Raw genomic sequence first — 23801 nt, 5'->3', positions numbered from 1 at the left:
AGTGCCAATGGGTAGCAAGGGCCGCCAAGCATTAGGAAAAATGAATTTTTAGTGTCTGTCTTTGAAAATTTTTAAAACTTGATCCATGTCATGGGGAAAACGGATCTCCTCACCTACGCTGAATTGGAGAAGCACTTGGAAGAAGGCTTCCTTTCCAACACATCAGGAGGTGTTATCACCATGTCAAAGGCCACAGCCGATATAGCTTTTCTCACGTGCTTGCCCGGAGAACAGCTTGCTTTGATCGGGGCTCACGAAATCGAGGAAATGCACCGCTACCGTGGGTTTGCCCTAAGCTTTCTACCCATCAAACCATGTGTTAGCCGGTTGATGGTGGCCTTGGGTGTCGAATGCGAAAACCGAGTAGCTAGCCTGAGATGCACTGCCGAAAGTATGTACCTAGCGGAAGATTTCATGGCCAATAGTGAGATAAGAGCAGATCACTTGGCGGAACTTCGTCGGCAGCATTTCTTCGTGGTCGATGATGACATGGCGTGGTTGACGCTGGTTCAGGTACTGGCGGCAGCTTACAACTCTTGGCAATTCCATGAACTTATACTTAATACCTGCAGCACCCCAGAGTTGCGCGCTTTACTTAATCAGTTCGTTCAACAGAAACGTAATGCCTGCGGCATCCTGGAAGACCTGCAAGATACTCTCAGATAGCCGGTCTTCCTGCGTCTTTTCTTCGTCCAGTTTTTAAAGCCAGCGTTCAAACCATTGAGTGGCTAGCTGGGAGGCTTTTTCCAGAGTGCCTGCCTCTTCGAAAAGGTGAGTGGCACCCGGGACAATCTCAATTTCGCAGGTAGCTTTCATGCGTGAACGCGCCTCCTTGTTGAGGTCAATGACCACAGGGTCGTGGCCACCTACGATCAAAAGGGTAGGTGCCTCGACGTCGGGTAATTTCTCTTCCGCCAAGTCGGGGCGTCCTCCTCGGGAAACCACCGCACGAATCATGTCGCCTTGTTGAGCCGCTGCCTTCAAGGCAGCGGCTGCTCCGGTACTGGCACCGAAATAACCCTGCGGAAGATTCGATAGCGAGGATTCTCGACTGGCCCATTGTGATGCCTGTATCAAACGCCGAGCCAGTAGGTCGATATCGAAGCGGTTTTCGAATATGCGATCTTCCTCTTCGGTGAGCAGATCGAAAAGCAGAGTGGCGAAGCCCGAATCCTGCAATACCTGGGCCACGAAATTATTGCGTCCACTCAAACGGCTGCTGCCGCTGCCGTGGGCGAATATCACCAGGCCCGCGCAGGCGGAGGGCAGGGCAAGAATACCTTCATGGGGCTGATCATCCAGCATCAGTTTTACCGTTTGTGCCTCATTGCGTTGCATGGTGGCCTCCTTGGCAGACGTTGGGTATTGACGTTTTGAAAGTTAATTAGAGAGAACGTTAGTCGAGAGAAAGGCAGGTGGCCACTGCTTGTCCAGTTTGAACAATCGATATGATTAGCTATACCTGTGAGTACTTGTTTTTTTAATAAAACGTTTTCATCTTTATTTTCTGTTAATTATTCAGCTTCGTTATGGATTAAAAAAGCTATAAATCAGTCTATTACCAAGCGGGCAAGGAGTAGCCAAAATGATTTTTACTGATCGTATTCATGCCGGTGCCGAGCTGGCCACGGCGTTAGCGGACTATGCTGAGCGTGACAACACCATTTTGCTGGCCTTACCCCGCGGTGGCGTGCCGATTGCAGCCGAGGTAAGCCGTGAATTGAGTTTACCGATGGATCTGATGCTGGTGCGAAAACTCGGGGTGCCCGGTCATGAAGAGTTTGCTATGGGGGCCATCGCACCCGGTGATCATCGTGTGCTTCATCAAGAGGTCATTGAAGCGCTCAGGTTGACTCCCGAACAGGTCGAGAAGGTGGCGGAGCGAGAGAAAGCCGAGCTTGAACGCCGTGACAGGCTGTATCGCGGCGAGGCACCCGCACTCGATCTGACGGGCATGACAGTAATTCTGGTTGATGATGGCTTGGCAACCGGCGCCAGCATGGAAGCCGCGATTGCTTCCGCGCACCATGGCGCCGCCGGCGAAATTGTGGTCGCCGCTCCCGTGGCCGCCCTGGACACTTGTCGCAGGCTCGAGGGTCAGGTGGACCGAGTGGTATGTCCGCATCAGCTTGACGATTTTGGCGGGGTAGGGCGTTGGTATGTCAACTTTCCCCAAGTCACGGATAGCGAGGTAATCGAGCTTCTGCGTCAGCACAAGCAAGCGGGGCAAGACACCCAGGAGGGGCAGGTATGAAACGTGATGATGACAAGCGTGCCGTGCAGGCAATCGAGGAAAATGCGCTGGAACTCAAGGGCACGGCTGAAGACTATGATGCCATTGTCGAGGCGGCACGGGGCAAGCGGTTCGTCATGATCGGCGAAGCTTCGCACGGTACCCAGGAGTTCTATCGGATCCGTGCGGAAATAACCCGCCGCCTGATCGAGGAAGAAGGATTCGCAGCAGTCGCGGTGGAGGCCGACTGGCCGGATGCCTATGCCGTCAACCGCTATGTATGGAACGTTTCTTCGGCAAGTCGCGCTGAAGAAGCGCTCAACACCTTCAAGCGTTTTCCGGTATGGATGTGGGCCAATACCGAGGTACGTGATTTCGTGCGCTGGCTAGCCTCGTTCAATGAAGCACGCAGCACCACCTTCAGCCAAGGCGAGCGCCCGGTTGGCTTTTATGGGCTCGATTTATACAGCATGGGCAATTCGGTTCATGCGGTGCTCGACTATCTTGACAAGCATGACCCGCCTGCCGCAAAGCGTGCCCGTGATCGCTATGCCTGTCTGGATCAGTTTCTCGATGAGCCGCATCGCTACGGCAGGTCGGTCGAGCTGGGACTGACCCTGTCGTGCGAACAGGAAATCATCGACCAGTTGGTTGAGTTGCAGCATCAGATCCTGCCGCGCCTGAAAGGCGAACATCAGATTGAAGAAGAGCATCGCTTCTGTGTCGAGCAGAATGCCAAGGTGGTACTCAATGCCGAAGAATATTACCGCTCCATGTTCCAAGGCCGAGTCAGCTCCTGGAATCTGCGCGATGGGCATATGTTCGAGACGCTGGAAGCCTTGCAGGCGCATCTCAGTGAGAAGTTGGACCGGCCTGCAGGTATCGTGGTCTGGGCGCATAATTCGCATATTGGTAATGCCGCGGTTACTGACATGGGCCGTTGGGGGGAATTCAATATCGGCCAGCTGGCCCGCGAAAAGTATGCCGAAAATGCTTTGCTGGTGGGCTTTTCCACTGCGACCGGTGAGGTCACTGCTGCTACCGATTGGGATGGAGCCGGTGAGCATAAAAGCGTACGCGAACCGCTGGAAGACAGCTATGAGCGGCTGTTCCACCAAGTAAAATACGAGCGCTTCCTGCTCGACCTGCGCAAGCGTAATGCGGCAACGGCGGCGCTGGAAACACCTCGTCTGCATCGCGCTATCGGGGTGATCTATCGTCCGGAAACCGAGCGTCAGAGTCATTATTTTCACAGTACCTTGTCACAGCAATACGATTTCATCCTGCATATCGACAAGACCCATGCACTTGAGGCGTTGACGGAGGTACCGCGTGCCGCGGACAACGAACCCGCTGATACCTATCCCACCGGCTACTGAACGCCGCTGGATAATGCCTGAGCAAGCTGGCGGCGAACGTCAGCGTAGGAATGGCCTTCCAGGGCGGCGAAGCCGGGTAACTGTCTGGCTTTCATGCGGGTGAACAGCGGCGTGGTGATCCCGCATAGAAAGCGGGCCAGCAGATCCGGCGTGGCGGGATGGCTATCGCCGCGCTGTTCAAGCTGAATGCGAAACTCACTGAGTAGCGCGGTAAGCTGTTGAGCTTCCAGCGCCGCTGAAGGCGCCTCGGCAGGCAAGTGCGCGGGCCGGCCACGACAGGCTGAGCAATGACCGCAGTGCATCGGGGCGCGGTCGTCACCGAACCACTCGGCCAGGCGGCGGCTGAGGCAGCTATCACTTTCGAACAGCGCCAGCATGGCGTGCAACCGGGTGATTTCCGCGGCTTCCTTGTCGTGAAAATAGCCGTGCAGTTCCTGGCCGAGTGCTTCGGCGTCGATGTCTGTTTTCAATACCGCATAGACCTCGGTCAACTGGCGGCTCTGTAGCTCAAGCCAGCCCTTCTCGACGAAGTAATCCAGAGCGGTAAGTACGCGTGGCCTGGCGGTATCCAGGCCACGCTCCCGGCCAAGTATTTCCAGGCTGGAAAAATCCAGTTCATACCAGGTGCGGGCACGCTTCGAGGCATCGAGAATCGCCTGAACGAACGCCCGGCGCTCGCCCTGGAAACGCGCCACCAGGGCATCGGCGTCGCCCAGCAACTTGAAACGATAGTCGGCGAAATAAGCGTGGTGAGGTTCGATGATGTCGCGCAGTTCCAGCTGCACCAGCAGGGTCTTGAGGGGCAGCGGGCGGATATTGGTGTGTTGCGATAGGGGTGTGAGCAGAAGCTCCCAGCGCGGCCCTGCGGCTTGGAGTTCGTCGATCAGGCGACGAATGGCGTGATACTCCGGGGTATCGCCGTAAACGAAGGTTTCCAGCACACCTAGGGTATCGCGACCGGCCAGCATCAGGCAGGTCGAAGGTTTGCCGTCGCGACCGGCCCGGCCGATCTCCTGGCTGTAGTTCTCGATCGACTTGGGCAGGTCGAAATGCACCACATGGCGGATGTCGGCCTTGTCGATGCCCATGCCGAAGGCGATGGTCGCCACGATGCAATGGCAGCGACCCTGCATGAAATCCTGCTGGATGGCTTGGCGGGTCTCGCTTTTAAGCCCCGCGTGATAAGCCGTCGCCTGAATGCCCGCCTTGCTCAGGTAAGCCGCTAGGCGTTCGGCGCTCTGCTGCAGGGTCACGTAAACAATGGTGGGGGCGGGTCCATCGGCCAGCCTGGGCTGCAGCCATTCGACCAGGGCGCGAGGCCGAGCATTGGCCGGTGCCGGGGCTACTTCCAGAGCCAGATTGGGGCGGTAGAAACCGGTGGCGGTCACGTCATCAGCCGCGATGGCGAAGCGGTTGCGCATATCCTCGATCACCCTTGGCGTGGCGGTGGCCGTCAGCAATAGTGCCTGGGGGATGGCGAATTCACGCTGGTAGTCGGGGAGTTTGAGATAGTCGGGACGAAAGTTGTGCCCCCATTCAGAGATGCAGTGTGCTTCGTCGACCACCATCAGCGAAATCGGCACTCGGCAGATAAAGGCGCGAAACCGCTCGTTCTTGAGGCGTTCCACCGAAATCATCAGAATGCGGATATCGCCGCGCTCCACACCGTTCATCACCGCGGAGGTCTCTTCGCGGCTCTGGGCGGAATCGATACTCGCCGCCTGAATGCCGTGGCGCTCTAGAAACGCCAGTTGATCCTGCATCAGCGCCAGCAGCGGCGAAATCACCAGCGTCAGGTGAGGCAGGTGCAGGGCGGGTAACTGGTAGCACAGCGACTTGCCGGACCCGGTGGGAAAGATGGCCGCGGCCGAACGACCCGCCACCACCGCCTCGATCACCGGGCGCTGGCCGAGACGAAAATCGTCGTAGCCGAAAACTTGCTGGAGAGTGCGCTCGATCATGATAGTTTCCTGACATATGGCATGCTCGCTCAGGGGCAGGCTTGATTTACCCTAAACGGCATAAGAAGGCATTTTTCGATGTGGTATCTTTACTTGCTGGAATGCCGAGGCGGCAATACCTACGCTGGCATCACCAACGATGTGCTCAGGCGCTATGCCGCGCATCAAGCTGGAAAGGGCGCGCGTTACACCCGGGCCAACCCGCCCAGCGCGATTCTGGGCGTGCAACCTTTTGCTTGCCGTAGCAGCGCTAGCCGCGCCGAATACCAGCTCAAGCGCAAGACACCCACACAGAAACGTCTGTGGGCCGATACTTGGCCTTGGCCACCCGAGGCTTGCTCCGCCGAATAGAAAGAGAAACCGGAAGCCTTGAAGCGCCTGACTTGAAGAGCCTAAAAGAAAAGCCCACTCTTTAGCGACACTCACCCATCCAGAAGAGACCTTGCTTATGTATATTGCCATGAATCGCTTTCGTATTGCGCCCGGCCGTGAAGAGGAATTCATCGAGATCTGGCGCAACCGGGATTCACACCTGAATGAAGTGCCGGGTTTCAAGAGCTTCCAGCTGTTGCAGGGACCGAGCCACGAAGACCACACCCTGTTTGCCTCACATAGCATCTGGGAATCGGAAACCGCTTTCATCGACTGGACCAAGTCGGAATCCTTCCGCAAGGCCCATGCCAATGCCAAAGCCGCCAGTGGTGTGTATCTCGGCCCGCCGGTATTCGAAGGTTTTGAGGTAGTGCTTTAGGGGAGATGAGCAAGCCCGCCCCCTCAATTACCGCGCCCTTGGGATCAAGTCCTGCGCAGCATTTTCGGTGACCATGGCCTCCGCCAAGGCACGAAAGACACTGGCAAAGATATGGCTGCGCAACAACGCCGCAGACAGCGCGGGGGGCGGATCGCGCTCGGGCTGGCGCAATGCCGCCCGGACCGCAGCGCCCCGGCTCAGGCGCGCCCGGGTGACGTCATCCAGACGGGCGACAAAGCGGGCAAAGGCTTCCAGCTCCTCGAACTGGGTCAAAGTGACACGCAGGTTGCCGGCGACTTCCCGAAACGCGCGATGCTGGGCCTTATCGCCGGGCCAGAAGGGGGCAACCGGCAGGGGAATGGTACGTCGTGACAGGTCATATCCTGGTTCATCTCAGGGAGCGAATTTCATACCCAACGACGAAAATTCACCTTCAGCCTCGTCAAATCCTTGTGCCAGCGTCTATGCTGGAAGGTATGAAACTATTTTCTCTCAACGCCAGTAGACCTTTTGGCGAAAAAGTGGCGCAGGCACTGGGCATCTCGCTTGCCGAACACGAAGAGCGCGACTTCAAGGACGGCGAGCACAAGGCGCGACCGCTGGAAAGCGTGCGTGGCGAGGACGTCTATGTGCTGCAGAGCCTCAATGGCGACCCGGAGCAAGGGGTCAACGAGCGGCTTTGCCGGCTACTGTTCTTCCTGGGCGCCGTCCGCGACGCGGGCGCCCAGCGGGTTACCGCGGTGATCCCCTACATGGCCTATGCACGCAAGGACCGCCGGACCAAGTCACGCGACCCGCTTTCCTCTCGCTATCTCGCCATGCTTCTCGAAGCCATGGGCATCGACGCCGTCATGACGCTCGACGTCCACAATCCCGCGGCCTTCCAGAATGCCTTCCGCTGCCCCACTCACACCCTCGACACGCGTCGTCTGTTCGCCGATTACATGCGCGAGCGCTGTGGCGACGGGCCGGTGGTAGTGGCATCCCCCGACCCGGGCGGCGTGAAGCGGGCGCAGGGCTTCAGGGAAATGCTCGAGCCCATGCTGGATCGCGAGATCGGTGCAGCCTACATGGAGAAACGTCGCAGCGAGGGCAAGGTCAGCGGCACCCTGCTGACCGGTGGGGTCGAAGGCGCCACCGTGCTGGTCGTGGATGACTTGATCAGTTCGGGAGGTACCCTGCTGCGCGCCGCCCAGGCATGCCTGGACCGAGGAGCAAAGGTGGTATACGGGCTGGCGGCCCACGGCCTGTTCGTCGGCGATGCCGACCGGGTGGTCAGCGACCCCCAACTGAGTAAGCTTATCGTTACCGATACCGTCCCGCCAACCCGCCTCGATGCCGAGGTAGCCAGCCAACACCTCGAGGTGGTCAGCGCCGCCCCGCTCTTTGCCGAGGCAATCCGCCGCGCCCATGAGAATGGCTCACTCACCGAACTGCTCGGGGGTCCGGCGTAACGGCGGTAACTATCCCACCCCAATGGCAGGGGATTCAGGCAGGTTTTTTGCTAGTCCAGTTCACGACAGGCCTGCTGCCCCAAGGCCAGGTATTCCCTGGCCTGCGGTTCCCATTTTTCCGGGGTGCGCGGATCTGGCTCGAGCAGGTGAGCGAGCGACAGGCGCGCTCTGAGACAGGCACGATACGCCTTATAGAAGGCCAGCAACCGCCTGTCTGGCCGATCATCGAGTGTCCGGGCGCAGTCGTTGACCAATAGCTTGCCAATCCAGGCTGTCCCGAGTCGGTCGCACTCGAGGCCCAGGAAGCTCAATTCGTCGAAGGGATCCACCAGCCGCAGAGGACGGCTGAATTCGAGGCAATCGATGACAACGGGAGGCTCGGTGAGGCAGACATGCTCGGGGCGCAAATCACCATGTCCCTCGACGATCCGCCCCTGATGCGCGCGCTCCCCCAGCAGGTCAGGCTCTTCGGCGAGCAGGCGATCGAGGCGGTTGATGACCGGCGCCACCCCATTCCTTGTCACCGAGAATCGCGTATCAGCGATGACTTCTCGGCTTCTGTCGAGCTCGCGCTTGAAATGATCCAAGTAGGTTTCTATCGATATCTCGACCGGCTCGAGGCCCTGATAGAAAACGGAGAGCCGCTCGGCGACCCGGGTGGCCCGGGCCCTGGTGACGGTACCCTGCGACAGCGCCACATCCAGCATGAGATGCTCGGGCAGTCGCCTCATCACTACCAGCCAGTCGACAACCTCTCCCTCGCCATTGATCTTGAGCCGACCCTCGGAATTCAGCCCCAGCGATGCCACGCCCAAGTAAACCTCCGGTGCCAGGCGACGGTTGAGACGAACCTCCTCGTGGCAAAGAAACTCGCGGTCGCGCAGGACATGACAGTCGCGATGATTGTACTCGACAGGCTTCTTGAGCTTGTAGACCCGATCCTTTGTCAGAAAGACCCAGGCCATGTGGGTCTCCTTGACATCGACCTCGCCCTCGAAACCGGGGTAAGCCCGGGGACTCGACAGGAACGCGACCTTGTCTCGAAGTGAGACGTCGTTTGCGGTCGCGCCAGAGATAGGGTGCGAATCCTTGGCCATAGTGACTCCCTTTCGATCTAGCGGGAGGGTACCACACCTTCCTGACGAACTCGGACTTGAGCTCAATCGCCCAAGGTAGAGAGCCGGTCGGCCGATACGACCCCGATCCACTAGCCGTCGATATCCTTGATGAACACCACGACCCGGGGCCAGGCAAGCCCGCCCCGTCAGTCGCTGTGCTTATTTCTTGAGTTCAGGACCATCAGCAATATCAGTCACCGCGCCGGTCGAGGCCGAACTTACCGTCTTGGCATACTTGGCCAGCACGCCGCGGGTGTAACGTGGCGCAGGTTGTTGCCAGGCCGCGCGGCGGCGGGTCATTTGCTCGTCGCTTAAGTCGATCTCGATGGTATTGACCTTGGCATCGATGGTGATCATGTCGCCATCTTCCACCAAAGCCAAGGGGCCGCCGTCGAAGGCCTCCGGCGAGATATGCCCGACCACGAAGCCGTGGCTACCGCCGGAAAAACGCCCATCGGTAATCAACGCCACCTCACTGCCCAGCCCCCGACCCATGATGGCGGAGGTTGGCGTTAGCATCTCGCGCATCCCCGGGCCACCCTTGGGACCTTCGTAACGAATCACCACCACATCGCCCGCGACCACGGTGCCGTCATTGATGCGTGCCTGGGCCTCTTCTTCGGAACTGAAGACCCGGGCGGTGCCGGAAAAGCGTGTACCTTCCTTGCCGGTGATCTTGGCCACTGCCCCTTCTGGCGCCAGGTTGCCGAACAGAATACGCAGGTGACTCTCGGTTTTCAGGGGTGCCGAAAGCGGCGCGATGATGGTCTGGTCGTCGGGGTAAGGGGCGACTGTGGCCAGGTTTTCAGCCAGGGTCTTGCCGGTGACCGTCAGGCAGTCGCCGTGTAGCAGGCCCGCTTCGAGCAGCATCTTCATCAGCGGTTGAATGCCGCCAATCGCCACCAGCTCGCTCATCATGTAATGGCCGCTGGGTCGCAGATCGGCGAGCACCGGCACGCGTTTGCCGATGGTGGTGAAGTCGTCAAGATCGAGTTCGACCCCCACGGTATTGGCCATGGCGATCAGGTGCAGTACCGCATTGGTCGAGCCGCCCAGAGCAATCACCACGGTGACGGCATTTTCGAAGGCTTCGCGAGACATGATGTCGGAAGGTTTGATGTCACGTTCAAGCAGCGCCAGCACCGCTTGCCCGGCGGCGTGGCAGTCGTCGTGCTTGGCTTGCGATACAGCGTTTTGCGCTGAGCTTCCCGGTAGGCTCATGCCCAATGCCTCGATCGCCGAGGCCATGGTATTGGCGGTATACATGCCACCGCAGGCGCCAGGACCGGGAATTGCCGTTTCCTCTATCTGCTTGAGTTCGATCAGGTCGAGGTCGCCGCGGCTGTGAGCGCCCATTGCCTCGAATACCGAGACGATATCCGTGTGGCCCTTGCCGGGCAGGATGGTGCCGCCATAGACGAACACGCTAGGACGGTTAAGTCGTGCCAGACCCATCAGGCAGCCCGGCATGTTCTTGTCGCAGCCGCCGATGGCGACCAGGCCATCGAAACCTTCACAGCCGGCCACTGTCTCGATGGAATCACAGATCACCTCCCGCGACACCAGCGAATACTTCATGCCTTCCGTGCCGTTGGCAATGCCATCGGATATGGTGATGGTGTTGAAGATCACTCCTTTGCCTCCGGCGGCATCGGCTCCGGCACTCGCCTGTCTTGCCAGTTCATCGATATGGCTGTTGCAGGGCGTAAGATTGCTCCAGGTGGAAGCAATGCCTACCTGGGGCTTGGTGAAGTCCTCATCCTTGAAGCCCACCGCACGCAACATGGCGCGACTGGCGGCTTTGCCGACACCATCCACTACCGGGGCGGAATGTCGACGACGGGGATCTGTAGGCGAATCGCTCATGGGCGAGCTCCAGTTGGGTTGAAATAGTGGCTGAAGCAAAGGGTGGCCGCTTGGAGGCGCGCTGGCAAGAGGCAGCGGCTAGTCGTCGCTAATAGTGGTACGCTTTATGAACATGACTGGAGGCTAATTTTGAAGAAGACACCCGCTCACTTGATCACCGGTTTTCTGGGGAGTGGCAAGAGCACGCTTATCCACAGCCTGATCGAACACAAGCCTGTGGATGAACGCTGGGCAGTGCTGGTCAATGAATTCGGACAGATCGGTATCGATCAGGCCATGTTCACCGAACGCGACGATGTAGTCGTCAAAGGACTGCCCGGCGGCTGCCTGTGCTGCCAGCTGGCGTTCGTGATGCAGGCTACCCTGGTTAACCTGCTACACCGCCATCGCCCGGATCGTTTGATCATCGAACCTTCCGGGCTCGGCCACCCTGCCGGGCTGCTCGATATGCTGCGCGGCGAGGCGTTTGCCGAGGTGCTGGAGGTTCAGGATATCATCGCCACCCTCGACCCGCGCCGACTCGATGAACAACGGGTGCGCGAACACGAGACCTTCCGCGACCAGCTGGAAATGGCCGATGCCGTCGCGCTGACCATGACCGACCAGGCCAGTACCGCGCAATGCCAGGCCGCTCGTGAACGGGTGCAAGCCTACTGGCCACCGAAAAAATGGCTGATCGAGGCTCCTCACGGCGCCTTGCCGATTGATTTGTTGTTGAAAAGCGAACAGTTGAAAAACGAACCGCTGAAAAACCGCCATGCCTCGACGGTACCAAGCCCTTCCAGGCCGGCCTCGCATCAGGCATTGCATGTCCCTGCGTCGCCCGCCATGTTGGATGACGTTTTCGCCGCCGTCGTGGATAGGCCGCCCCCGTTGGGCAAGCCTCAGCATGAGACCGGCAGCGCCCTGGGTTATACCAGCCTGAGCTGGCGTTGGCACCCTGAGGAATGCTTCGATCTTGATCAGCTCACCGCGCAAATCAGCGCCTTTCCTCGAGAGGTACGCATCAAGGGCATCCTGCATACCCACGATGGCTGGAAGCTTCTCAACCGTGCCGAGGGCGCCATGCACATGCAAAGCAGCGCCTGGCGTCAGGACTCACGCCTGGAAATCATCGCTCCGCCGCAAGCTTTACCTGGTGCCGAGAGTTTGGCCGACGGGCTCGAGGCCTGTCGCGATCACAGCGCCTCGACCGGAAGCGGGCGTGCAAACAAGTAACCCTGGAAGACGTGGCAGTGATGCTCGGTCAACCAGACTCGCTGGGCCTCGGTTTCCACGCCTTCGGCGATAACCTCCAGTCCCAGGCTATGAGCCAGCCCGATAGTGCTTTCGACGATGACCGCATTGGCAAGGTCATCCAACAGATGCCGTACGAAATATTGATCGATCTTGAGCTGGTCCAGGGGTAATTGAGTGAGATAGGCAAGCGATGAATAACCAGTGCCGAAATCATCCAATGAAAAGCTCAAGCCGGTCTGTTTCAGGCGCAACATCTTTTCGCGGGCCTGCTGCTGTGCTTCGACAAGCAGGCCCTCGGTCAGCTCGAGTTTGAGACGCTGAGGAGAGGCGCCGGTACGTTCGAGAATTTGCATGACTCGCTCGACGAAATCCGGCTCGTGAAATTGCACCGGACTGATGTTGACCGCCACGGTAAGCTTTGCCGTGGCAGGGTTGTCGGCCCAGACCACCAATTGATGACACGCAGTTTCCAGCACCCAGGCACCTATCTCGATAATCAGCCGGTTTTCCTCGGCCAAGGGGATAAACTCGCCCGGCGAAACCATGCCACGCACGGGATGTATCCAGCGCAGTAAAGCTTCATAACCAGTGGGGATGCCGGCGGCATTAACTTGTGCCTGGTAGTAGAGCACCAGTTCGTTATTGGGTAACGCCTTGCGCAAATCGGCTTCTAGTCGTGCCCGATTCTGCAGGCGCAACTGCATCTCAGTGTCGAAAAAGCGCAAGGTATTGCGGCCGGCTTCCTTGGCCTGAAACAGTGCCATATCGGCTTGCTGGAGTACTTCATTCTTGGTGGCATTGCTTCCGCATACCAAGGTAATACCGATACTTCCCGTAATGGTGAGCGACTCGCTTCCCAGAGAAATAGGGCGTTGTAGAACGGCGAGCAGTTTGAGAGCCAAGCGCTCGGCCAGTGCCCCCCCATTTTCCAGGGTACTTCCCAAGTTGTGCGCCAATACGGCGAATTCATCGCCGCCCAGGCGCGCCAAGGTGTCGTTGTCATCCAGCACCTGGTCAAGCTCTCGGGCTATGTGTTGCAGCAGCTGGTCACCCGCATAGGGGCCCAGGGTATCGTTGACTTGCTTGAAATTATCCAGGTCAATGAATAACAAGGCGGCACAAGATTTCTTGGGTGGGCAGCTGCTCTGGACGACATGACTCAGGCGCTCCTGAAGCAGCCTGCGGTTGGCAAGCCCGGTCAGGGTGTCATAGAAGGCTAACTGATGGATTTCCTGTTCGGCAGCCTTGCGTTCGGTAATATCGCTCAGCGTTGCTACATAGTTGGTCAGCGCACCTTTGGCATTGTGCACGGCACTGATGGTCAGCCACTCGGGAAACACTTCGCCGTTCTTGCGCCGGTTCCATATTTCCCCTTGCCAGCTGCCGTTTTTCACGACGCCTTGCCACAGTTTGCGGTAAAAGTCTTTGTCATGATGTCCCGAACTGAGCATTCGAGGGTTACGACCCATTACCTCGTCCTGGTGATAGCCGGTGACTCTGGTAAAGGTACTGTTGACCTTGAGAATATTGCCGTGGACGTCAGTGACCATCATGCCCAGATGAGTCTCGAAGGCCGTCGCTGCGATTCTCAACTGAGCTTCGTTGGCCTTGGCCTGGGTCACATCGCGGACCACCGCCAAGACCCCGCTAAAGGCATTGGCGGCATCCTTCAGCGGGCTGACAACCGAATGAAAGGCGCGCGTTTCTCGCCCGATACGCAGGGAATACTCGAATTCTTCGGACGTTTCCGTGTGACGCACCCGAGCGGACACTTCGGCGAACCGGTCAGCGACCGACCTTGGCAGAACGTCGCGGTAATGTTGCCCGAGTGCCGCCTCGGGATCGAGCGCTAGCCGTTCTTGAGCAGCCGCATGCACATAAGTAAAGCGACCCGCTTGGTCAAAGACGAAAACCATGTCCTGTATCGAGCTGACTAGGGCCTGGAGCCGAGCGGCTCGGGTGCGGGCTCGATGGCGCGCCTGTTCACGCTCGGCCATGCGCTGACTCAGTGTTTCTTCCAAGCTTAAACGTCCCATGTAGTGGCGCAGCACCAAGCCACCCAATAACGCCAAGAGCAAGGCGATACTGACCAGTACCCATAGGCGTTGCAGCCAGTTACTCAACAACCCTTGAAGGTCCTCGCCTACCACTACGATGAAGGGCAGCCCATTGACCTGTTGCAGCCAGTAAAGCTTGTCTTTGCCGTCAAACGGGGATGCCATACGCAAGCTTGTCGGCTGCTCCTTGCTTTCGATAAATGCCGGAGTAAACGATCTGTGGAGGGATACCCCTAGGGTGCTTGCATTCAAGCTATCCGCCGATTCGGGATGGTGCGCGATCAGCTGCATTTGATTATCGAGGAGAGTGATATTTTCACCCGGAGCTCTTCCCAGACCTTTGAGTGTGTCATGGAACACGACGGGGTCGATCCAGGCGACACTAAAGCCCTCGGTGTGACCTTCCAGGCCGCGTAAGCGGTGTAGGTGGATAATATAATGACGTTGATCTTGAACGGACCAAACCAAGGGCGACACCAGTTGATCACGCCTTGAGTCTTGTGCGAACGCCTTAAAGAAGGGCAGGTCACTGATATCGTAACCAGCTGAGTGCAGCGAACTGGAAGAAAGGATGACCCGACCGTGGGTATCGACCAGTCCCAGCTCTTCCAGAATCGGCACGCTGTCGCGTCGTGTCGCCAGAAAGGTTTCAATACGCCGGGCGATATCGTTTGAAAGAGAAAATAGCGACTGTCCCGGTGCTCCCAATAGATGGGATATACCCACCAGGGTGTATTCATTCACCATGAATACATTGCTCACCCATTCGGCGACTAGCTCCGCACGCACTGCACCCTTCTCACGCCCCGCCTGAATATCGCGTTGATATTGATCACTCAATACCCAGCCCAGCATGGTGGTCATCATCAGGAGTGCCAGTACATACATGGCAATCGCGCGGCGTCTATATGACTGATATGAAGTAGTGGGTATTTGAGTATGGATGGCTTCGAACCAACGCATGTGATCATTAAGCCTTATTTAAACGGTAAACCTCATGCATGGTATCAAGATAAAACGTAAATTAACGTTAAGCTGTGTTGAACCACCGTATTGATTCCCGGCTATTTAACCTGGCCAGCCGGCAGCAGCACAGCTGACCAGTACTCAAGCGAATTAACCTCTGTGTTTATGCCGTGTTTTTATGCCGTGTTTTTATGCAGTATTTCGTGGATTTTTTCGGCATCTAGGGTTTCATGTTTTTCCAGCGCTGAAGCGAGCGCGTCCAGTGCCTTACGATGCTGCTTGAGCAATTCACGGCCATGCTCTTCCACTTCCTGCAGCAGGCCTCGAATCTCCTCGTCGACCAGATTGGCGGTCTCTTCACTATGTTCGCGCTGTTGCGCCATTTCCTTGCCCAGGAAAAGGTGATCCTGGCTTTGAGCGCACATCATCGGCCCCACTCGTTGGTTCATCCCCCAGCGCGCCACCATGCGCCGCGCCAATTGGGTGGCTTGCTGCAAATCGTCTTCCGCGCCGCTACTGGTTTCCTCGAAGACCACCGACTCCGCCAAGCGTCCGCCGAACATCACCGTGAGACGGTCGCGTAGATAAGACTCCTGATAGTTGTAGCGGTCTTCATCGGGCACTTGGGCTGTCACACCTAGCGAACGCCCGCGCGGTAGCACGGACATCTTCTCGAGCGGGTCGGCATGGGGTAGCAGATAAGCCAGCAGGGCATGGCCGGATTCATGGTAGGCCACGAGATGACGCTCTTCATTTGAGAGCCCGACGTCCTTGGCCTCGCCCAGTAACAGCCGGTCGCGAGCATCGGAAAAGCACTTCCAGTCGACTTCCTTCTGTTCACGGCGCCCTGCCAGCAGAGCTGCTTCGTTGGCCAGGTTGGCCAGGTCCGCCCCGGAGAAGCCAGTGGTCATCTCGGCCAGACGCTCCAGGTCGACGTCATCGCTTAGTGGCATCTTGCGGGTATGCACTTCCATTATCTCGCGGCGAGCATCGCGGTGAGGGTTTTCAAGAGTGATCTTGCGGTCGAAACGCCCTGGACGCAGCAGTGCCGAATCCAGCACATCCGGACGGTTGGTGGCCGCCAGCACGACTACCGACTCGCCTTCCTCGAAGCCGTCCATCTCGGCGAGAATCTGGTTCAATGTCTGTTCGCGTTCGTCATGGCCGCCCCCCATGCCCGTTCCGCGTGAACGACCGATGGAGTCCAGCTCGTCGATGAAAATCACGGAGGGGGACTGTTCCTTGGCTTTCTGGAACATGTCGCGCACCCTGGAGGCGCCGACACCCACGAACATTTCGATAAACTCCGAGCCACTGATGTTGAAGAAAGGGACTTCGGCCTCGCCGGCCACCGCCTTGGCCATCAGGGTCTTGCCGGTGCCGGGTGGGCCCATCAACAGCAAGCCGCGGGGGATCTTGGCACCCAACGCGCGAAAGCGTTGCGGGTGCTTGAGAAAATCGATCACCTCAATGACATCCTGCTTGGCGTTTTCCGAGCCGGCCACGTCATCCAGGCGTACCTTGCTGTCTTCGCTGCGCACTTGGCGCGCCTTGGATTTCCCCATGCTGAAAATGCCGCCACCCCCCGACATGGCGCGTTGCTGCATTCGATTCCAGAACCAGAACAGCAACCCGAGAAACAGCACCCACGGCAATACCCCCATCAGCATGCGCTGCCACCAAGGCGGGTCGACTGGCCTGGCGGCTATCTCGATGCCATTGGTCTCCAGGCGCTCCAGCAGGCGGGTGCTTTCGACATCCGGGCGGATAGTCTCGAAGGTTTCGACCTCTTCGGCCTCGCGGGCTTCCCGGCCGGCTTCGCTGAAGCTTCCCTCCACGTCCTGGCCATGTAAAGTAACCTCCGCGATGTGGCCGGCATCCACAGCGTCAAGAAACTCCGAATAGGTGAGTTCCACCTGGCTCTGCTGTTCGGCGGCATCGAAGTAATTGAATACCAGGAAAATACCCAGCGTTAGCCAAAGGAATAGCAGCCACTGATTTCCGGCGCCTGTGGGTTCATTCTGGAAAGGTGAGCGCTTTTCTTCCCGCTTTTCTGAGCGTGAATCCGTTGGAGACGATGAGGTTCTGCGGTCGGTTTCGGACATGGCAACCCCCGTGGTTGTTGAATAGGATGGTGTGTGTTTTCTTTGACATGCCACTGCGAGGCAATTTAGCCATTGCAGGCAGCGGCGATGCTGGCAACGCTGTGTATTTACTGGAAGACTACCTCCAGCGTAGGCCCATCTTGCACGGAACACCTTGTTACCTTGGCATAAAACAGCCACTGCCACCTAGCGAGCAGCACCTCATGGATGACATCACACAGCAATTTTTTGCCACCAACGAGACCGCCATTCGCTTGGTCGTGGCCTTGTTGTTGGGCACCTTAATCGGGATCGAGCGTGGCTGGGTGGCTCGCGAACAGAAAGCCGGGCAGCGAGTAGCGGGTATTCGTACCCATGCGTTGGTGGGACTGCTGGGGGGAATTGCCGCGCTGCTTTCGCAAGCGCTCACTCCCTGGGCCTTTCCGCTGATTTTTTTAGCGGTGGCCGGGATTAGTCTGGTGGCATGGCGAGCGCATGCAGTCGAAACTCAAAATTACAGCATTACTGGCATGATAGGGTTGTTACTGACCTTCTGCTTCGGCGCTATTGCGGTGGCGATCGACCTTGTCTTGGCCACGGCCTGCGCGGTGATTACCGCTGTGATTCTCGACAATAAGCGAGAAATTCACGGTTTGTTGTACAAATTGCAGTCGCATGAACTTGATGCGGGGCTCAAGCTACTCTTGATCAGCGTGGTGATGTTGCCATTGTTGCCGGACGAGAACATGGGCCCGGGCGGGGTGCTTAATCCTTATCATATCTGGTGGCTGGTGGTGCTGGTCGCCTCGATTTCCTTTGTCGGCTATTTCGCCATCCGCCTCGGGGGCACCGAAAAAGGCATTCTATTCACTGGCCTGTTTGCCGGTCTCAGTTCATCCACCGCCTTGACCTTGCAGTACGCGCGCCAGTCGCGCCGGAACCCTGATCTGGAACCGATGTTGGCAGTAGGCATCTTGCTAGCCTGCGGCACCATGTTTCCGCGCATTTTACTTTATACCGTCTTGATCAACCCCGCCCTGTTACCCACGTTGACGCCTCCTGTTCTACTGATGGGGCTGGCCCTGTATATGCCGGCATTTTTTATCTGGCGCACCCAGCATCGTAAGCTCAAGGTGGATAGGCCTACCCTGACCCAGAACCCCCTGGAGCTGCGCATTGCCTTACTGCTCGGCGCGCTGCTGGCGTTGATTCTGGTACTGGGAGAGTGGCTACGGGAGGTATTGGGTCAAACCGGCGTCTATCTGCTGGCTGCCACGTCCGGACTTGCTGATGTGGCCCCCATCACCCTGTCATTATCGCGTATGTCGCTGACCACCATAGAGGGAGGGACGGCAGTACTGGGCATCGTGATCGCTGCCTCAGCCAATAACCTGTTCAAGACAGGGCTGTCCACGTTCGTCGGCACTTACCAGCTGGGCAGGCGTGTGGCCTTGCCCATGCTGCTGTCGCTTGCGGTAGGGTTGTTGATGGCTTGGCTGGTTTAGATGTTCGTGAACGTTGCCCCTGCCTCTTTCAACGACAACCTGCGTTTGTCGGCTTCGCTGTTAAGGTTGGTAAACGCCTCGGCGCAATCTGACATATCCACTCGGCACCAGGCGTGGCGCGCCTGCCAGCGTTCGACCTTGCGCTCACCTTGGCTAAGGACCTGTTCGAGGTCATCGGCCAGGGTGGTGCGAATCAGTGCCACCACCGGATGCAGGCGCTCGCCGTCATCGGCCACGGCGATGTCGTTCTCGCCAATGCCGTTTACCAAGCGAGCCACCAGGTCCGTGGGCAGCGCCGGGCTATCACAGGGCGTCACCACGACCCAGGGGGTAGAGGCGGCCCGGAGGCCGGTATAAATGCCCATCAGCGGCCCTAGAAATCCGCCTTCGCTATCGACGATCACCCGGTCGCCGAAGTCGGCGTAGCGTTCAAGGTTGCGATTGGCGTTGATCAACACTTCGCTCACATGATTGGCAAGGCGGTTTTGCACATGGGCCACAAACGGCTGACCAGCGAGCAATTCGAGGCCCTTGTCGCGACCGCCCATACGACGGCCTTTGCCGCCGGCCAGAATCAGACCGGTCAGCTCAGCGCGGGAAATCATCGATGCGCCTCCAGGTGAATGCGAGATGAACAAGTGTCTGAACAATAGCTGAGACAACTATCATGGTGGTCGCTCCTGTGTCTTTTGTTAAGCTGAGTGCAATCTGATTGCCACACCTATTTGCCATCTAAACAGCGGGAGATTTTCCATGCAGCATCTTGACGACGCCACCCGTACCGAGCTTGAAGCCGCCGCCTTTCGTCGCTTGCTCCAGCATCTCGACGAGCACAAGGAAGTGCAGAACATCGACTTGATGATCCTGGCGGATTTCTGTCGTAACTGCCTTTCCAAGTGGTTGGTGAGCGCCGCCGATGAACGCGGTGCCGACCTGGATTACGATGCCGCGCGTGAGCATGTCTACGGTATGCCTTACGCTGAATGGAAAGACAACCACCAACAGAAAGCCACTCCGGAGCAACTGGCTGCCTTCGAGGATCGCCAAACGCGAAAAGCCGCCCAGGAACAGGAGCAGACGCAATGACCGAGCCGATGGATACGCTCAACGTCGTGGTACTCACCATTTCCGATACGCGTACCGAAGACACAGACCGCAGCGGCCAGGTGCTTGTCGAGCGGCTAACCGCTGCCGGGCATCAGCTGGTGGAAAAGCGCATTGTGCCCGATGACGTCTACCGGATTCGGGCCGTGGTCGCCGGATGGATCGCCGACCCTCAAGTGCAGGTAGTGTTGACCACCGGGGGGACTGGCTTTACCGGGCGTGACTCCACACCGGAAGCAGTAGCAGTGTTGCTCGACAAGCAGATCCAGGGGTTTGGTGAGTTGTTTCGTCAGCTGTCGTACCAGGAAGTGGCCAGCTCCACCATTCAGAGCCGCTGCCTGGGGGGGCTTGCCAATGCCACCGTGGTGTTCTGCCTGCCGGGTTCCACCGGTGCCTGCCGCACTGCCTGGGATGGCATTCTGTTGACGCAGCTGGATAGTCGCCATAAGCCGTGTAATTTTGCCAACCTGGTGATTCCCGAGCGTGGCCGACATGACTGGACGTCACAGGGAGAGAGCCCTGGCGGTGATGCTCGGAAATCCTCGGGCCGTCCCGTTGCCGGGGGATGAAGATGGCTTGTGTGGTTCAGGGGTGGTTGAAACTCACCCTACCCTTCTTTGCCATCCTTTCGTGGGGTAACGAGCGGCCAAGTGTAATGCACCAGAAAAATACCATAAGCCATACACCAGGCCAGAATACTGATGCTGTAAACCCAGTGGCTCAGTTGCGGCATCACTGCCAGAAGAGGAGCGCGTAGCACGGCGGCGAGGAACAAGAGAGCCAATGCCCAGCCGATGCCCGGCAAGGTGCGTATCGGGCGCCCGGTATGGCCTAGGGAAACTCGCGAGATCATTGCCAGCATCATGGCGCCGATGGCGCCGATGGTCAGCGCATGGACGGCCAGTTCCACCCGCCATGCGTCCAGCAGTGCCAGCGCCCACATGCCCAGCCCGATCACGATAAAGGCATAACTCAGGTGAAGCCCCCACAGAAGCGCTTCATGTCGGGTGCGCAGGCTCTCCCAGCGTGCCAGGCGAATGCCGTTGGTAACGGCAGCGACCAGCAAGAGCGCCGCGAGCAAGACAGCGGGCACCGGCACACTGACCACTACTAACGCTTGCAAGACTACGACCAGGGCGGTGCTGGCTAGCGTCGCGGCTTCCAGCCGCGGCAGGCCTGCCACTTGTGTGCGGCCCAGCTTGAGTGAGGTGAAGAAAGGAATTACGCGCCCGCCGAGTACTACCATCAGCAGGCCAATCAACAGCACAGCCAGGTAAGCGGCCTCGCGAATGAGGGTGGCATCCCCCCATATCCAACCCAGGTGCATAGCCAGATTGGCCAAGGCCAGAAGCGTGAGTACCGGCAGGAAGATCAGGTTGCGCCAACGCTTGGCTGAAACCACCAGGGTCCCCACGACCACAGCGGCCAGAGGCAAGAAGGCGACATCCAGAGCGATAAGCCAAGCGGCGGGTATGCCCATGGGAAATGCCAGCAATAGGCGCGCAGCTAGCCACACCGACACCAGGCCAAGCAGGGGACCGCCATGCAGGCTGCGTTTGCCTGTCCAGTTTTGTACCGCCGAGAGCAAAAAGCCGACAATAATGGCCGCTGCAAAACCGAAAATCATTTCGTGCTGGTGCCACCACACCAACCCGCCATAAGGGCGTAACCAGATGATGCCGTGCCAGAAGGCCAGCCATATCAGTAGCGAGATAATGCTAAAGGCGGCACCCAGCAAGAAGAAGGGGCGAAATGCCAAACCCAGCAGGGGAACTTGAGCGAATCGGAAAGGAGCTTGCATGGCGATACCCGAGTGATTCAGTAAGGTATCGCCATGGTGACCTAGTTAAGGCCTGAGGACCATGACGAGCATCAACAAATCCAAAGCAACGTCAGGCCGAATTCCAGCCGATTTGCATGGTAAGCTTGGGGAGTAGTTGTTAGCCCTTTCTCGTAAAACGATCACGTAACTAAACACAGGAGCATCCCATGGCAAAGGCCAGCGCACGTCACATTCTGGTAGACAGCGAAGACAAATGTATCGCCCTCAAGCAAGAGATCGAGAGCGGCAAGGACTTCGCCGAGGTGGCCAAGCAGCACTCATCTTGCCCCTCCGGCCAGCAGGGCGGTGAATTGGGTTCCTTCGGCCCCGGTCAGATGGTGCCGGAGTTCGATAAGGTGGTATTCAGCGCCGACCTGAACCAGGTTCAAGGCCCGGTGAAGACGCAATTCGGTTATCACTTGCTGGAAGTCACCAGCCGTACTTGACGCTAGTCGGAGAGCGGTAAGCGTTTCCTGCACCACTACACTACTCGACCGTGGCGGTTTCGCCGCGGTCGATGGGAGTTTGTCTTGAGCGAACCAATCATCCGTGTCAGTGCCCTCAACAAGATCTACGAGGGAGGCTTCCAGGCGCTCAAACAGATTGACCTGGACATTCAGCGGGGCGAAATATTTGCCCTGCTCGGCCCCAATGGCGCAGGCAAGACAACTCTGATTAGCGTGATATGCGGGCTGGTCAATGCCACGAGCGGTCAGGTAGTGGTGGACGGCTTCGATAACCAGGCCGATTACCGAGAGGCGCGCTCACGTATCGGCCTGGTGCCGCAGGAATTGACCAACGAGGCCTTCGAAACGGTCTGGAACACCGTCAATTTCAGCCGCGGACTGTTCGGCAAGCCGCCCGATCCGGAGCATATCGAACGCGTACTCAAATCGCTCACCCTGTGGGACAAACGCCATAATCGCCTGATCACGCTTTCCGGGGGTATGAAGCGCCGGGTGCTGATTGCCAAGGCGCTGTCTCATGAGCCGCGCATTCTGTTTCTGGATGAGCCCACCGCCGGCGTGGATGTCGGGCTGCGCCGTGAGATGTGGGATGTGGTGCGTCAGCTGCGCGAAAGCGGGGTAACCATTATTCTCACTACGCATTACATTGAAGAGGCCGAGGAAATGGCCGACCGTATTGGCGTCATCAACAACGGTGAAATCGTGCTGGTGGAAGATAAGGCCGCCCTGATGCGCAAGCTGGGCAGTAAGCAGCTGGCCCTGCACCTGCACGAGCCGCTGGATAGCGTGCCGCTGGCTCTTGCCGCCTATGACCTGCAACTTGCCGCCAATGGCAGCGAGCTGATCTACACTTACGATGCCTCTCGGACCGGCGGTGCGGAAGGCCAGGAAAGCAGTACTATTTCTGCGCTTCTGGCCGACGTTGAGGCCGCCGGTCTCGTCTTCAAGGATTTGCATACCCGCCAGAGCTCACTGGAAGATATCTTCGTCGACCTGGTCAAGGAGCGTTGATGAACCTCTATCCCGTTCGTGCCATTTACATGGCGGAACTTTCGCGTACCCGGCGCACCCTGTTACAGAGCATTGTCTCGCCGGTCATTTCCACCTCGTTGTATTTCGTGGTGTTCGGGGCGGCTATCGGGTCACGAATCAGCGAGATCGATGGCATCAGTTACGGGGCTTTCATCGTGCCCGGCCTGATCATGCTGATGCTGCTGACCCAGAGTGTCTCGAATGCTTCTTTCGGCATTTTCTTTCCCAAGTTTTCGGGAAGCGTCTACGAGCTGCTGTCGGCCCCCATCTCCTATCTGGAAATCGTGATCGGCTATGTCGGGGCGGCGGCGACCAAGTCGGTGGTATTGGGCTTGATCATACTCGCCACCGCCGGCTTCTTCGTGCCGTTGGAGATCGCGCATCCGCTGTGGATGATGACGTTTCTGGTGCTCACCGCGATCACCTTTAGTCTATTGGGCTTCATCATCGGCATCTGGGCCGACGGTTTCGATAAACTGCAGCTGGTGCCACTGTTGGTGATCACTCCCCTGACGTTTCTGGGGGGCAGCTTCTATTCCATCGACATGCTGCCGCCGTTCTGGCAAGGCGTGACTCTGTTCAACCCGGTGCTCTACTTGATCAGTGGTTTTCGCTGGAGCTTCTATGGCACCAGCGATGTCAGCCTGGCGGCCAGTGTGGCCATGATTCTGCTGTTTCTGGGCGTGTGCCTGGCACTGATCAGCTGGATATTTCGCACCGGCTATCGCCTCAAGCCGTAAGCCACCGTCCGTTCTTGCCCACC

Annotated in this window: 22 protein-coding genes; 13 read left to right on the top strand and 9 right to left on the bottom strand. The window is 58.1% G+C overall.

Annotated elements, in window-relative coordinates; genetic code table 11:
* Positions 1–180: 180 nt before the first annotated feature.
* Positions 181–666: a hypothetical protein gene (locus GPM19_RS06620; protein ID WP_160418157.1), complete on the top strand. Its 486-nt coding sequence runs from the start codon at positions 181–183 to the stop codon at positions 664–666.
* Between the two features lie 33 nt (positions 667–699).
* On the opposite strand, the gene GPM19_RS06615 is transcribed toward GPM19_RS06620, so the two are convergent.
* A complete protein-coding gene (locus tag GPM19_RS06615; RefSeq protein ID WP_160418155.1) occupies positions 700–1338 on the bottom strand; it encodes a dienelactone hydrolase family protein in 639 nt (212 codons plus the stop codon).
* 247 nt (positions 1339–1585) lie between these two features.
* On the opposite strand from GPM19_RS06615, the gene GPM19_RS06610 reads away from it, so the two are divergent.
* Together GPM19_RS06610 and GPM19_RS06605 are read left to right on the top strand one after the other, a co-directional pair.
* Positions 1586–2254, top strand: coding sequence for a phosphoribosyltransferase (locus GPM19_RS06610; protein ID WP_160418153.1), 669 nt, complete (start codon positions 1586–1588; stop codon positions 2252–2254).
* Positions 2251–3612 carry an erythromycin esterase family protein gene (locus tag GPM19_RS06605; protein ID WP_160418151.1) on the top strand — a complete coding sequence of 454 codons (1362 nt, stop codon included), beginning with the start codon at positions 2251–2253 and terminating at the stop codon, positions 3610–3612. The genes GPM19_RS06610 and GPM19_RS06605 overlap by 4 nt, the downstream gene beginning before the upstream one ends.
* On the opposite strand, the gene GPM19_RS06600 is transcribed toward GPM19_RS06605, so the two are convergent.
* Positions 3606–5573: a RecQ family ATP-dependent DNA helicase gene (locus GPM19_RS06600; protein ID WP_160418149.1), complete on the bottom strand. Its 1968-nt coding sequence runs from the start codon at positions 5571–5573 to the stop codon at positions 3606–3608. The genes GPM19_RS06605 and GPM19_RS06600 overlap by 7 nt on opposite strands.
* A 78-nt stretch (positions 5574–5651) precedes the next feature.
* On the opposite strand from GPM19_RS06600, the gene GPM19_RS06595 reads away from it, so the two are divergent.
* Both GPM19_RS06595 and hmuQ read left to right on the top strand, forming a co-directional pair.
* Positions 5652–5924: a GIY-YIG nuclease family protein gene (locus GPM19_RS06595; RefSeq protein WP_160418147.1), complete on the top strand. Its 273-nt coding sequence runs from the start codon at positions 5652–5654 to the stop codon at positions 5922–5924.
* 97 nt (positions 5925–6021) lie between these two features.
* Positions 6022–6324, top strand: coding sequence for a heme-degrading protein HmuQ (gene hmuQ, locus GPM19_RS06590; protein ID WP_160418146.1), 303 nt, complete (start codon positions 6022–6024; stop codon positions 6322–6324).
* A 27-nt stretch (positions 6325–6351) separates the two neighbouring features.
* On the opposite strand, the gene GPM19_RS06585 is transcribed toward hmuQ, so the two are convergent.
* Positions 6352–6678: a hypothetical protein gene (locus GPM19_RS06585; RefSeq protein WP_227842254.1), complete on the bottom strand. Its 327-nt coding sequence runs from the start codon at positions 6676–6678 to the stop codon at positions 6352–6354.
* Between the two features lie 122 nt (positions 6679–6800).
* Between GPM19_RS06585 and GPM19_RS06580 the strand changes: the two genes are divergently transcribed.
* Complete coding sequence (locus tag GPM19_RS06580) at positions 6801–7778, top strand: ribose-phosphate diphosphokinase (protein ID WP_202114731.1); 978 nt, start codon at positions 6801–6803, stop codon at positions 7776–7778.
* 50 nt (positions 7779–7828) lie between these two features.
* Here GPM19_RS06580 and GPM19_RS06575 read toward each other — a convergent pair whose 3' ends face one another.
* The gene (locus GPM19_RS06575; RefSeq protein ID WP_160418144.1) at positions 7829–8743 is read right to left on the bottom strand and encodes a hypothetical protein; all 915 of its coding nucleotides are present in this window, start codon (positions 8741–8743) and stop codon (positions 7829–7831) included.
* 312 nt (positions 8744–9055) lie between these two features.
* Positions 9056–10762 carry a dihydroxy-acid dehydratase gene (gene ilvD / locus GPM19_RS06570; protein ID WP_160418142.1) on the bottom strand — a complete coding sequence of 569 codons (1707 nt, stop codon included), beginning with the start codon at positions 10760–10762 and terminating at the stop codon, positions 9056–9058.
* 129 nt (positions 10763–10891) lie between these two features.
* Here ilvD and GPM19_RS06565 point away from each other — a divergent pair, with 129 nt between their 5' ends.
* Positions 10892–11980 (top strand): CobW family GTP-binding protein, encoded by a 1089-nt coding sequence (locus GPM19_RS06565; protein WP_202114730.1) that lies wholly within the window; start codon positions 10892–10894, stop codon positions 11978–11980.
* Here the strand turns inward: GPM19_RS06565 and GPM19_RS06560 are convergent.
* Both GPM19_RS06560 and ftsH read right to left on the bottom strand, forming a co-directional pair.
* Positions 11941–14946 carry a bifunctional diguanylate cyclase/phosphodiesterase gene (locus GPM19_RS06560; protein ID WP_227842227.1) on the bottom strand — a complete coding sequence of 1002 codons (3006 nt, stop codon included), beginning with the start codon at positions 14944–14946 and terminating at the stop codon, positions 11941–11943. The genes GPM19_RS06565 and GPM19_RS06560 overlap by 40 nt on opposite strands.
* Before the next feature lie 254 nt (positions 14947–15200).
* Positions 15201–17129, bottom strand: coding sequence for an ATP-dependent zinc metalloprotease FtsH (ftsH, locus tag GPM19_RS06555; protein WP_160418140.1), 1929 nt, complete (start codon positions 17127–17129; stop codon positions 15201–15203).
* A gap of 203 nt (positions 17130–17332) precedes the next feature.
* Between ftsH and GPM19_RS06550 the strand changes: the two genes are divergently transcribed.
* Entirely contained in the window at positions 17333–18613 is a 1281-nt protein-coding gene (locus GPM19_RS06550) for an MgtC/SapB family protein (protein ID WP_160418139.1), read from the top strand.
* Here the strand turns inward: GPM19_RS06550 and mobA are convergent.
* On the bottom strand, positions 18610–19218 hold the full coding sequence (gene mobA, locus GPM19_RS06545; protein WP_160418137.1) for a molybdenum cofactor guanylyltransferase MobA: 609 nt from the start codon (positions 19216–19218) through the stop codon (positions 18610–18612). The two genes, GPM19_RS06550 and mobA, sit on opposite strands and share 4 nt — an antisense overlap.
* Before the next feature lie 148 nt (positions 19219–19366).
* Here mobA and GPM19_RS06540 point away from each other — a divergent pair, with 148 nt between their 5' ends.
* The gene (locus tag GPM19_RS06540; RefSeq protein WP_160418135.1) at positions 19367–19699 is read left to right on the top strand and encodes a DUF1244 domain-containing protein; all 333 of its coding nucleotides are present in this window, start codon (positions 19367–19369) and stop codon (positions 19697–19699) included.
* Complete coding sequence (gene moaB, locus GPM19_RS06535) at positions 19696–20286, top strand: molybdenum cofactor biosynthesis protein B (RefSeq protein ID WP_160418133.1); 591 nt, start codon at positions 19696–19698, stop codon at positions 20284–20286. Before GPM19_RS06540 ends, moaB begins: the two co-directional genes overlap by 4 nt.
* 38 nt (positions 20287–20324) lie before the next feature.
* On the opposite strand, the gene GPM19_RS06530 is transcribed toward moaB, so the two are convergent.
* A complete protein-coding gene (locus GPM19_RS06530) occupies positions 20325–21518 on the bottom strand; it encodes an NnrS family protein (protein WP_160418131.1) in 1194 nt (397 codons plus the stop codon).
* Positions 21519–21706: 188 nt separating this feature from the next.
* Between GPM19_RS06530 and GPM19_RS06525 the strand changes: the two genes are divergently transcribed.
* The 3 genes from GPM19_RS06525 to GPM19_RS06515 all read left to right on the top strand — a co-directional run bounded on the left by GPM19_RS06525 (position 21707) and on the right by GPM19_RS06515 (position 23778).
* Positions 21707–21985, top strand: coding sequence for a peptidylprolyl isomerase (locus GPM19_RS06525; RefSeq protein WP_160418130.1), 279 nt, complete (start codon positions 21707–21709; stop codon positions 21983–21985).
* Positions 21986–22069: 84 nt separating this feature from the next.
* A complete protein-coding gene (locus GPM19_RS06520) occupies positions 22070–23017 on the top strand; it encodes an ABC transporter ATP-binding protein (protein WP_160418128.1) in 948 nt (315 codons plus the stop codon).
* A complete protein-coding gene (locus GPM19_RS06515; protein ID WP_160418127.1) occupies positions 23017–23778 on the top strand; it encodes an ABC transporter permease in 762 nt (253 codons plus the stop codon). The genes GPM19_RS06520 and GPM19_RS06515 overlap by 1 nt, the downstream gene beginning before the upstream one ends.
* Positions 23779–23801 lie beyond the last annotated feature (23 nt).

The sequence above is a fragment of the Vreelandella zhuhanensis genome, assembly GCF_009793355.1.
GTDB classification, from domain to species: domain Bacteria; phylum Pseudomonadota; class Gammaproteobacteria; order Pseudomonadales; family Halomonadaceae; genus Vreelandella; species Vreelandella zhuhanensis.
This window is presented reverse-complemented; position numbering and strand designations above follow the sequence as displayed.